The sequence below is a fragment of the Apilactobacillus xinyiensis genome (assembly GCF_019656235.1).
In the GTDB taxonomy this organism is placed as follows: Bacteria; Bacillota; Bacilli; order Lactobacillales; family Lactobacillaceae; genus Apilactobacillus; species Apilactobacillus xinyiensis.
The window spans coordinates 1-11342 of record NZ_BPLL01000039.1 but is presented as its reverse complement, the minus strand read 5'-3'; the positions used below and the strand labels follow the sequence as shown (position 1 = coordinate 11342).

Below are 11342 nucleotides of genomic sequence, written 5' to 3'. Positions count from 1 at the left end.
TAACATTTAAATATTTAAGTGATATGCACATTTAACAGCGCAAGTAATAATATACCGTGTATTTTAAAAAATGTCAACAAAAAAAGGAAATTAATTTAAATTAATTTCCTTTTTTATAAAACTATTTTACTTTAGCCAAGAAGTAACGCTTTTTACCACGTCTAACTACTACAAATTTGCCGTCAAAGTAAGCATTTGGATCAATTACAAAATCAATATCAGTTACTTTATCACCATTAATTCTAACTGCTCCATTTTTAACATCTTCACGAGCTTGTCTACGTGATGGTTCGATTTTAGTGTCATCACATAACCATTCGATTATATTTTTCTTTTCGTTAGTTACTTCCATAGAAGGCATATTCTTTAAACCTTGTTCAACTTCGCTAGTAGTAAGTTGTTTTATATCACCTGAAAATAGTGCTTTAGTAATATTTTCAGCTTCTAATACTGCATCTTTACCATGCACGAATTCAGTTACTGCCTCAGCTAAGCGACGTTGAGCCTCACGCTTGTAAGGTTCATTTTTAACTTTATCAGCTAAGTCTTCAATTTCTTCATGACTCAAGAAAGTAAAGTATTTAAGATACTTAATAACATCACGGTCATCAGTATTAATCCAGAATTGGTAGAATTCATATGGTGAAGTCTTTTCAGGATCTAACCAAACTGCCCCACCTTCAGTTTTACCAAATTTGGTTCCATCAGCTTTTAACATTAAAGGTATTGTGAGTCCAAAAGCTTTAGCATCTGAACCATGCAATTTATGAATAAGTTCTATTCCACCAGTAATGTTTCCCCATTGATCAGAACCACCAATTTCTAATTGCACATCATGCGCTTTAAATAGATGTGCAAAATCAATTCCTTGTAAAATTTGGTAAGTAAATTCAGTGTATGAAATTCCAGTTTCTAATCGACTAGAAACAATTTCTTTATTAAGCATGGTATTAACATTAAATGATTTTCCATAATCACGAAGAAAATCAATTAATGATAGTTTTGATAACCAATCATAATTATTAACGATATTAAATGAACCATCTTTGCCAAAAAGGCCTTCCATTTGTTTAGTTAAACATTGTTGATTATGTTCAACTTGTTCCATTGTTTGTAATGTACGTTCTGATTTTTTACCACTTGGATCACCAATTGAACCGGTAGCTCCCCCAATTAAAATATATGGACGGTAACCAGCTAATTGAAATCTTTTTAAAATCATAAAAGGTATTAAATGCCCAACGTGCATACTATCACCGGTTGGATCAATTCCTGCATATAAACCAATTTTCTTTTCTTTTACAATTTCTTTTAATCCTTCAGCATCTGTTTGTTGATTAATGGCACCGCGCCATTTTAAATCATCAATAATATTCATATAAATTCTCCTCCAAACAAAAAGTCCCTAGCAATAATATTGCTAGGGACGAAATTAATAAATCCGCGTTACCACCCAAGTTATCTAATAGTTAAGATCACTCAAATATCGATAACGAGATAAAACGTCGTAATTAAAAAGCTCCGTAGTTGTAATTCTTAACTATAATTGCCTAGTTCACATTAACCACTAGATTTCTGAGTGCTCAAAATTATAGAAAATACTTAGACTATTTCACAGCGTTTATTGATTATTACTTATATTAATAATCTAAACTAAAATTGTCAACATTATTTTATCTTAGCCAATTCTTTTTTAACTGTAGGCAACATTTTTTGCATCGCCTGTTGCTTTGCTTGTTGTTTGAACTTAGCAGTACTTTGCTTAATCAAGAGGTTTTTATCTTTATCCGTCATATTAGGATTCTTTTGTATCCCTTTCATAACTTCGTTTTTAACAAAGGCTTGTGCTGCTTGCTGCATAGCTTGTTGTTGTCCAGCATTGTTGCTTTGGCTCTGTATCTTTTTCATAACTGTAGGTAAAGCCTTAGCTTGTTTTACCGTAAGATTTAACCAATCTTTAGGAACGTAGAAATAATTAACTGTTCGATAGTGAGTTGGTTTTTGAGCAAAATTGAACCATAACTTATAATTATCATTTTTATATTGCCACTTAGTAGTCTTAGTAACTAATTTAGCATTCGTATCATCTTGTACAATGTAATTCTTAGTTTGATCAGTTGAAGTATGCAAAGGCTTTTTCTGATTTGCATTAGTTTTATAAATAACCACATTATCCTTACCAGAAGTTCCAATGGGTTGATTTAATAACATATTAATATCTTTACTATTTGAAACTAATACTGATGACTTAGTTTCAGTCACCTTATGCATACCAAAATGATTATGAAAGTTAGCAATAATTAGTATTACTGAAATTAAAGTAATTAATCCAAAGAAAAGTGAACTAGTGACATGTAATATTTTATTATTAACTAATAAGTTCGTACATAAGAAAAAGCAAAATCCTGCAACGATTAAAACGAAAATTATCATTACTTATTCTCCTCCTTTACATAGTGACCATCACCAAGCCAAAATGAAAGGATCAAACCTGCAACCGTTAAAATTATAGCAACCGTGAAGGCAGCATGATAACCACTTAGTGTCGCAGATAAAGCTTCATTTTTATATGCCAATGGATCTAATTTTAATAAACTCTTAGCAGGCATCGAATTAGTTGTAACATTGGACAAAATAGAAACTAATACAGCCGTAGCAATTGAACTTCCTACTTGTCTAACTGTATTATTAACAGCTGTTCCATGTCCCATCATTTCAGTAGACAAAGCATTCATTCCTGAAGTAGTAACTGGCATCATAACTAATGCCATTCCAAAAGTTCTAACTGCATACAATATAACTACATATAGAATAGAAACATCTTCAGTTAAGAAAATGAAAGGTAAAGTCCCTAATGTTAATAGTGTAAATCCTGTTTTAGTTAGGTTCTTAGCTCCATACTTATCAAAGATTTGACCAGCAAAGGGACTAACTAGCCCCATCATTAGAGCTCCTGCTAATAGTGTTAAACCTGAATGTAAGGCGTTCATCCCTCTAATGATTTGTAAATACAATGGTAATACCATTTCAAATCCAACTAGTGCCATCATTGTTATTGTACTTAAAGCTGTAGCAATCGTGAATTGAGTGGATTTAAACACCTTTAAGTTTAAGAATGGTTTTTCCATACGCGTTTGACGCCAAACAAATAATGCAATAAAGATGACTCCAATTATTAAAGTAGAAATAACAATATTACTACCCCAACCCTTTGTTCCTACTTCTGAAAATCCATATAAAGCACTTCCAAAACCAATTGTTGAAAAAATCAGGGAAGTATAATCTAACTTAGTATTTTTAGTAGGTAAAATAGGACGCATAAATTTTAGTCCTAAAACAATAACAATTGCCACGATTGGAATGATTAAACCAAATAAATATCTCCATGACGCATTAACTAAGATCCAACCTGATAATGTAGGCCCAATCGCTGGAGCTAACCCAATTACGATTCCAGAAAGCCCCATGGCGGCACCACGTTTTTCCGGTGGAAAAATTGTTAGCATGATGGTTTGTAGTAGTGGCATTGTAACCCCTACCCCTAGAGCTTGAATTAAACGTCCTGCTAATAAAACACCAAAACTAGGTGCAATGAATGAAACGACGGTTCCAATTTCAAATACCATCATAGCCACTAAGTACAACCACTTAGTATTAAATCTTGTAGATAACCATGCACTGACCGGAATAGCTATCCCATTGATCATCATAAAACCAGAAGTTAACCACTGAACCGTAGAAGTGTTGATATCAAAAGCCTTCATTAAGGTAGGAAAAGCTGTCGATAAAATTGTCTGGTTTAAAACCGTACAAAAGGTTCCAACTAATAAGATTAAAACCAACATAAAACGATTATATTTTTTGCCGGTTACATCTAAAGCAACCATATTAATTTCCTTCTTTCACAATAAAATTCTATAAAATACGTTGAAACAACTATACTATATAAATTTGATTATTGTCAACTAATTTGACAATGGTATTATATAATATATAATTATTATAAATAATTAAACATAAACAAAAGATTATATTATAAACAAGGAGGTCCATTCCCTTTGAAAAACGTAAATAATGAGGACATCAAAGATTATTCTAGAAGGATTGCTAAAATTATTAAACAATCCCAATTTGAAATTGGGATTGGACAAATTGTTAAAATGACTGGAATCTCCGCTAGTCAAATTCGCTATTGGGATCAAAAAGGATATATTAAATCTGAAAAATCAGATAAGAATAAAAACAAACAGTATTCATACCACTCCTTAATAAAAATTCAGCTAATTAAATCATTTTTAGATTCTGGATTTACCCTTAGTTGTGCTGCCCAAAAAGCATCAATTTTTGATGAAACTGGTAACGTAATCAAAAAAATGCTAGAAAGTAGATTTAATGGAATTTCCGTAATTAATAATTGTCCAGCCATTAATATGGGAAGTCTAAGTAGTGATGAAAGTAAAAATGTTTATTTCATTAATCATGGTGATCAATCAACAGAAATTAAAATTATGGATAAACAAAAAGAATTCTAAATAGATTTTAGAATTCTTTTTTAATTGATATATAATGTTAGTGACAAAATGTTTGAATTTTGCTATATTTCATGAAGTCTTATATAATGAAGTTTCTAAGAAGTCATTCATATAAACCGCAATAAGAATTTATTTATATAAAATTTTATTGTTTCATTTAACGAGGAGGAAACATATATTATGTGGTTTTTTGAAATAATTAACGATTTTGTAATCGGTTATCCGATTTTCGTATCGGTAATTTGGATTGTTGGTTGTATCTATGAGGCTATTTACCGTCGTAAAGAAATATTACCTTTATATGATAAAGAACCTCTCGTATCTATTTTGGTTCCAGCACATAATGAACATGACACTTTGTGGGATGCCGTTGAATCAATTTCAAATATTCACTACAAAAATTTTGAAGTGATTTTGATTGATGATAAAAGTGATGACGACACTTTACATATTATGTATGAAATACAAAAAAAATACGCTGATCAGTTTACCGTAAAAGTTATTCCAATCGAAGTTAACCAAGGAAAAGCTAATGCTATGAATCAAGGATTTGCTAATTCTGCAGGTAAATACATTATGGGAATTGATTCTGATTCTATTATTGCTAAAGACTCAGTTAGTATTATGGTCAGAACCCTAGAATCTAATTCAAAATTAGGTGCGGTTGCTGGTAAACCCGTGGTTAGAAATCGAACTACTATTTTAGGAAGATTACAATTACTAGAATATATTGGTGTGATTGATATTATTAAAAAGGCTCAATCCTTCTTATATGGTAGAGTTAATACCGTTTCTGGAGTTATTGTCGGTTTCCGCCGCGAAGCATTAAAAGATGTAAATGGTTGGGATCCTAAAATTATAACTGAAGATATCGATATCACTTGGCGTTTATACCGAAAAAATTGGAAAATTAAATATCAACCTTCAATTATATGTTGGATTTTAGTGCCTGAAAATGTAAGAAATCTAATTAAACAACGTCGCCGTTGGGCTCGTGGTGGAATGGAAGTTTTAGTTAAAAACCATGATTTCTTAATTCATAGTGATATAACTAGAAAAGCGTTACTATACGAAACTATTATTAGTAATCTTTGGGCTGTTTTAACTGCTCTAAGCACGATTTCATATTTACTAAACTTTTTAGTAGATCATGAAGTACAATTAGATGGCGATGTTTTGTTGATTCTAATTGGAATTAGTTTCTTACAATTTGGAATTGGATTCTGGGGATCAAAAGAACGGGCTTATCTGGATTTCAAAGATTTACTATTAATCCCTATTTATGTTGTATATTATTGGATGATTAATTTAATTAGTTGTATTACTGCCTTGGTATCATTTTTCCTAGATCCAAAACAAGATGGTACTTGGCGTAGTCCTGATCGGGGGTTATAAAATGAAAAAGCGAGAAGAGTATATCGTTAGAAAAGAATTAAGTTTGTTAAGAAAAACATTTCATTTCTTTTTATACCTTTTAATGTGGTTATTCATACTTTTTATAATTCTTGTCAATGTTAATTTTCTATTAGGTTATTATAGCGATGATATGGTTAGTTTTTATTTATTATTTAACTTAGACTATGGTCTATATACAAAATTATTTATTGCAATGATTGCCCTAATCGTAATAACCGCAATTTATTCAACCTTTAGATTAAGATATTTAAGAAGGGAAAATAAAAATGTCCAGAACCACTAGAAAGATAATAATAACTATTATAGGAATCGTCATAGTAATTGCCTTAGCTTTTACTTTAAAAAAGAATGTTCAGTACGATCGTGGTGCTAGTGAAAATTACTCATTAGATAAACAATCAGAAAAAGTTAATGATGGAATTATGGTATTTTGCTATCATCGAGTTTTAAAAAATAGTCTAGGTGTTAACATCGCCAAAACGCTATCTACTAACTCACAACTACACGATTTTGAAGTTCCAATCAATCAATTTGAATATCAAATGAAATTTTTACATGACCACCACATTAAAGTCATTTCAGGTGATCAAATGGTCAAAATGACTAATAGCAAAAAACCTATTAAGGGTAAATATGCTGTTTTAACTTTTGATGATATTGATCGTTCAACCATCGATAATGCTATTCCAGTAATGAAAAAATATAAGTTTCCGTTCACTACATTTATAATTACTGGAAACACTGGTGAGTATCGTGAAGGTACTAAGCTAGCTACTTGGAATCAAATTCACTACGCTAAAAAAATGGCCGGTGATTTAATGACAGTTGGATTGCATACTAATAACATGCACTACTTAACCAAATCATTAGTACCTATTTTTGATCTTAAACAAAATTATCATAAATTTACTAAAGACTTTGCAGTTTCACGTAAAGTGATGCGTAAAGAAATGAACTATTACGCAAATTCATTCGCATATCCTTATGGTGGAGGAACTACTCAAACCAATGATTTTCTTCATACACAACATTTGGATTGGATTGCTACTTTAGACAGTGGAATTGTACAAAATAATGGCCATAAACATAGTAATTTGCAATATACACCAAGAATTATTATTAATAATAATTCTTGGCCAAGCATCGCTGAATGGTTTAGCAAAAAGTAAATACAAAAAAGCCTTAGCTAATAATAGCTAAGGCTTTTTTATAAACAATTTTTATTTGTCTAATTTAGTTTTACTTTGTACTTCTAGCTTATCATTGAAGTCATAAACAACTGGTTCACCAGTCTTCATTTCTAAGTCCATGATATCGTCATCAGAAATTCTTTCAATGTATTTGCTTAAAGCTCTTAATGAGTTACCGTGAGCAGCGATGATAACGTTCTTACCATCTAACAATTTAGGAGCAATTTCATCTTCCCATAATGGCATTACACGTTCTAGTGTAACCTTTAAGTTTTCTCCACCAGGAACAATGTTAGGATCCAAGTCTGCATAACGACGGTCATTAACTGCTGAACCTTCATCATCAGCACTCAATAATGGAGGTAATGTGTCGTATGAACGACGCCAAATGTGAACTTGTTCGTCACCATATTTTTCGGCAGTTTCTTTTTTGTTTAAACCTTGAAGACGTCCGTAATGACGTTCATTTAATCTCCAAGTTTTAGTTTCAGGAATCCATAATTGATCTGATTCTTCTAAAACATAGTGTAAAGTCTTGATAGCACGAGTTAAAACAGATGTAAATGCATAGTCAAATTTAAGACCAGCCTTTTCAACTAACTTACCTGCTTCTTTTGCTTCTTCAACACCCTTATCGCTTAAATCAACATCAACCCAGCCAGTGAATTTGTTTGCTAAATTCCATTGACTTTGTCCATGACGAATCAATACAAGTTTTGACATAAGTATTAACCTCTTTCTATTCTTGAATTAACATACCAATTCTACACCAATTTAACATTTTTTTCAGTATATTTATAGATTAACTTTTAATTTCGTTCTTTTCTTTTTTAGGAATTCTTCTAACCCCAATGATTTCTAAAACAAAAGTTAAAATTGGAACAGATACGATTAAACCCCAAACTCCCAAAGTTTCTTCACCTATTAATAAGGCACAAAATGTAAAAAATATTGGAAGGTCCGTACGTGATGACATTAGTTTAGGATTTAGCACATATGCTTCGAAGAAATGTACAACTGTAATCATAATAACTAAGTAGACGATGTATTTAAAGCCACCTACCGAATAACCAATTAAACATAATGGAATCAAAGAAATGATTACTCCTGCCACTGGAATTAAGCTTAAGAAAAATACCAACACAGCTAAAATTCCAAGCTGCGGCATTCCTAGCACATACATTATAATCGTTGTGAAAACAGTGTTCAAAGCAGCAATAATAAATTGTGCCTCTAAAACTACTCCAAATGTTTTAGTAAAAGTTTGTGCAAAATAATAAATATCACTAAAGAACCATGAAAAATCGGCATTTAAAAATTTTTTACTAAAGTCAGCTAATTGCTTTTCTTCAAGTGTAAAGAAGAAACTAAGAATAATGGAAATAAACAAAGTAACTCCCATTTGACCAACACTAGTTACATAACTCCAAACAATATTTAAACTACCCTTTAGCGTATTTAAAAAATTAGATTTTTCAACAAATTGTTGCACGATTTGTTTAGCATTGTCATTACCAATTAAATTAGATGGGTCTTGGTAAAAATTAATAATATGCTTAGTACCAATAACCGCTTGATCAGCTATTACTGGCAAGTATACTGTAACTAACACCACAATTGCTACTATAAATATTAGATAGGTTAAAATAACTAAAATAGGTGCCGGAATTTTAATTCTTTTGTGCACAAATTTAACCCACTTAGTAGTTAAAAACGTTAAAATAAACGTTAGTAAAATCATGCTAAGCATCCCGCGAATTAAAAACAGAAAACAGACAATAAAAATTAAAACTACATATCTTCTAACTTTTACGTTATTTAAAAATTTTTGCCAGATATCCATTTAAGGCCTCCCTATTTCAAAACTGTTTTGGCATATTCTTGTACAGAAACACCTTTTTTATTTGCAGCTTTTATAGTATTTCTAACATCTTGATCAGACATAGAGTCAGCATATACACCTGCTTTATTAATTGATTTTCTAGCCGATTGGATATCAGAGTCACTAATCTTATTACCATTTAGTTCTTTATCAGATTTTTTAACAGTGTATTCATTAGAACCTTTATATTTAGCTTCACTATTTTGACTAGATTGATTATTAGTATTACTTGAACTATTAGCACTACTATTATTAGTTAGATTGCTTTCAAAGTCTGGTGATGAAACTTCAACGTTATTTTCACCATTTAAAGCTTTTTTATCTGCTTGTTTTAATTTATTAGCAGCAGATAACACGTCTTTGTAATATTTTTCATTAATTGCATCATCTTTAAAAATCTCATTCAAAGTAGCTAATGATGCTTTATACTTACCAGCTTTAAATTCATTCATTGCTTTATCATAAATGTCACTAAATTTAGCAATTGTACTTTGTGCTTTTTCAATGGATTTAATTTTATCGTTAGCTCTTTGCACTAAAATAGATAAACCATTTTTAGTATCAACAACTTTTTCAAATTCAACTTTAGCTGCTCGATAACGTTCCTTATTAAATAACTGACTTGCAACATCAAAGTTTTCTGTTTGATTTAAGTACAAATCCGCTTTTTTATCACCTGGTTTTTGTTTTAAAGCGTTTTGAAAATCAGATTTAGCAACCGTATAAGATTCATCTTGAACATGTTGTTTACCAGCTTTTATATAACTATCATATTTGCTGGTAGTAGTACTTACCTTATTTTCAGTTTTATTCCCACCAAATTTGCCAAAAGCAAAAAATCCAATTAAACAAATAACTACAATGGAAACTATAGAATATATCCATTTTTTCATATGTATCCCCCTCAAACAATATAAACTCATTAGAAATAATTATAACATTTAATCATTCAAAGCAATCCTTTTTAATCTGGTAAAATTCATTCTTACAAAAATAACCATGAAAAGCGTATAATAAAAAATTGTGGCGACAATTAATTAGGAAGGACTGTTTTCATGTTTGAAAAAACATTTTACAAGCAATTTTTTAAACACGGATTTAACGATCCAATTCAAGTAACTTATTGGGACGGTAAAACTGAACAATATGGAGAAGGCGCTCCAATTGCTAAAATTAAAATGAATGAACCGGTTCCAATTAAAGATATTCGCAATAATGCTTCTATTGCCTTAGGAGAAGCATACATGGATAAAAGAATCGAAGTCTCTGGAAGCATTGAAGATTTAATCGTTTCAGCTTACCAAAAATCTACTAGTTTCATTAGAGACCATCGTTTTATTAAATTTTTACCTAAACAATCACATTCAGAAAAAGAGAGTAAAAAAGATATTCAAAGTCATTACGACATTGGTAATGATTTTTACAAAATCTGGCTTGACCCTACTATGACATATTCATGTGCATATTTCGAAAAACCAGATGATGATATCTATACTGCTCAAAAACAAAAAATGCAACATATAATCAAAAAGCTTAATCCTAAACCTAACCGTACCCTTTTAGATATCGGTTGTGGATGGGGAACTTTGATGCTAACTGCCGCTAAAGAATTTAACCTAAAAGTAGTCGGTGTTACTCTTAGTCAAGAACAATGTGACTATGTAAATAAACAAATCAAAGCCCAAGGCTTAGAAAATCTAGCTGAAGTGAGACTAGAAGATTACCGTAATTTAGGTGATGAACAATTTGATTACGTTACTTCTGTAGGTATGTTTGAACACGTTGGTAAAGAAAACTTAGATGAATACTTTAAATGTGTAAGCAAATACCTAAAGCCTCATGGTGTGGCATTAATTCATGGTATCACTAGACAACAAGGTGGTGCCTATAATGGATGGATTAACAAATATATCTTCCCTGGTGGTTATGTTCCTGGTATGAATGAAAACCTCCAACACATTGTAGATAATGGCATGCAAATTTATGATTTAGAATCATTGCGTCGTCATTATCAAAAAACCCTTGAATGTTGGGACGTTAACTTCAACAATAAAATTGAAGATGTTAAAAAAGTCATGGGTGATGACGAACGATTCTTACGTATGTGGGACTTATATTTAAAAACATGTGCCGGAGCTTTTAAAGCTGGAAATGTAGATGTAATGCAATACTTAATTTCTAAAGGACCATCTGGTCAAGAATTACCATTAACTAGAGATTATATGTACAAATAAAAAAAGACCCCTTTGAAGTGCCTTAAAAAAGTTAGACAATTATTACTAAATTAAATATTTAATTTCATGGAATGATTTCGATATTCAA

The 11342-nt window shown here is 30.9% G+C and carries 10 protein-coding genes; 4 read left to right on the top strand and 6 right to left on the bottom strand.

Features of this window, described 5'->3' with window-relative positions; translation table 11 throughout:
• Window positions 1-121: 121 nt before the first annotated feature.
• The 3 genes from tyrS to K5Q11_RS07295 form a co-directional block, all read right to left on the bottom strand.
• Entirely contained in the window at window positions 122-1378 is a 1257-nt protein-coding gene (gene tyrS, locus K5Q11_RS07305; protein WP_220728870.1) for a tyrosine--tRNA ligase, read from the bottom strand.
• 290 nt (window positions 1379-1668) lie between these two features.
• Window positions 1669-2433, bottom strand: a complete 765-nt coding sequence (locus K5Q11_RS07300) for a DUF4811 domain-containing protein (RefSeq protein WP_220752367.1) — start codon at window positions 2431-2433, stop codon at window positions 1669-1671.
• Window positions 2433-3887, bottom strand: coding sequence for an MDR family MFS transporter (locus K5Q11_RS07295; RefSeq protein WP_220728872.1), 1455 nt, complete (start codon window positions 3885-3887; stop codon window positions 2433-2435). Before K5Q11_RS07295 ends, K5Q11_RS07300 begins: the two co-directional genes overlap by 1 nt.
• A gap of 171 nt (window positions 3888-4058) precedes the next feature.
• On the opposite strand from K5Q11_RS07295, the gene K5Q11_RS07290 reads away from it, so the two are divergent.
• From K5Q11_RS07290 to K5Q11_RS07280, 3 genes are all read left to right on the top strand, one after another.
• A complete protein-coding gene (locus tag K5Q11_RS07290) occupies window positions 4059-4532 on the top strand; it encodes a MerR family transcriptional regulator (RefSeq protein WP_220728873.1) in 474 nt (157 codons plus the stop codon).
• A 180-nt stretch (window positions 4533-4712) separates the two neighbouring features.
• Window positions 4713-5927, top strand: a complete 1215-nt coding sequence (locus K5Q11_RS07285; RefSeq protein WP_220752365.1) for a glycosyltransferase — start codon at window positions 4713-4715, stop codon at window positions 5925-5927.
• A 287-nt stretch (window positions 5928-6214) separates the two neighbouring features.
• Window positions 6215-7117 carry a polysaccharide deacetylase family protein gene (locus K5Q11_RS07280; RefSeq protein ID WP_220752363.1) on the top strand — a complete coding sequence of 301 codons (903 nt, stop codon included), beginning with the start codon at window positions 6215-6217 and terminating at the stop codon, window positions 7115-7117.
• Between the two features lie 51 nt (window positions 7118-7168).
• Here the strand turns inward: K5Q11_RS07280 and K5Q11_RS07275 are convergent, their stop codons facing one another.
• From K5Q11_RS07275 to K5Q11_RS07265, 3 genes are all read right to left on the bottom strand, one after another.
• Window positions 7169-7861, bottom strand: a complete 693-nt coding sequence (locus K5Q11_RS07275; protein ID WP_056966309.1) for a 2,3-diphosphoglycerate-dependent phosphoglycerate mutase — start codon at window positions 7859-7861, stop codon at window positions 7169-7171.
• Window positions 7862-7940: 79 nt separating this feature from the next.
• Complete coding sequence (locus tag K5Q11_RS07270) at window positions 7941-8981, bottom strand: AI-2E family transporter (RefSeq protein ID WP_220752362.1); 1041 nt, start codon at window positions 8979-8981, stop codon at window positions 7941-7943.
• An 11-nt stretch (window positions 8982-8992) separates the two neighbouring features.
• A complete protein-coding gene (locus tag K5Q11_RS07265; protein ID WP_220752360.1) occupies window positions 8993-9913 on the bottom strand; it encodes a hypothetical protein in 921 nt (306 codons plus the stop codon).
• Between the two features lie 162 nt (window positions 9914-10075).
• Here K5Q11_RS07265 and K5Q11_RS07260 point away from each other — a divergent pair, with 162 nt between their 5' ends.
• Window positions 10076-11254, top strand: coding sequence for a class I SAM-dependent methyltransferase (locus tag K5Q11_RS07260; protein ID WP_220728878.1), 1179 nt, complete (start codon window positions 10076-10078; stop codon window positions 11252-11254).
• The last annotated feature ends 88 nt before the right edge of the window (window positions 11255-11342 follow it).

Excerpts from the sequence above, each read along its gene's own strand:
- K5Q11_RS07275 (WP_056966309.1), bottom strand. The coding sequence starts at position 7,861 with ATGTCAAAACTTGTATTGATTCGTCATGGACAAAGTCAATGGAATTTA.
- K5Q11_RS07270 (WP_220752362.1), bottom strand. The coding sequence starts at position 8,981 with ATGGATATCTGGCAAAAATTTTTAAATAACGTAAAAGTTAGAAGATAT.
- tyrS (WP_220728870.1), bottom strand. The coding sequence starts at position 1,378 with ATGAATATTATTGATGATTTAAAATGGCGCGGTGCCATTAATCAACAA.
- K5Q11_RS07300 (WP_220752367.1), bottom strand. The coding sequence starts at position 2,433 with ATGATAATTTTCGTTTTAATCGTTGCAGGATTTTGCTTTTTCTTATGT.
- K5Q11_RS07280 (WP_220752363.1), top strand. The coding sequence starts at position 6,215 with ATGTCCAGAACCACTAGAAAGATAATAATAACTATTATAGGAATCGTC.
- K5Q11_RS07295 (WP_220728872.1), bottom strand. The coding sequence starts at position 3,887 with ATGGTTGCTTTAGATGTAACCGGCAAAAAATATAATCGTTTTATGTTG.
- K5Q11_RS07265 (WP_220752360.1), bottom strand. The coding sequence starts at position 9,913 with ATGAAAAAATGGATATATTCTATAGTTTCCATTGTAGTTATTTGTTTA.
- K5Q11_RS07260 (WP_220728878.1), top strand. The coding sequence starts at position 10,076 with ATGTTTGAAAAAACATTTTACAAGCAATTTTTTAAACACGGATTTAAC.
- K5Q11_RS07285 (WP_220752365.1), top strand. The coding sequence starts at position 4,713 with ATGTGGTTTTTTGAAATAATTAACGATTTTGTAATCGGTTATCCGATT.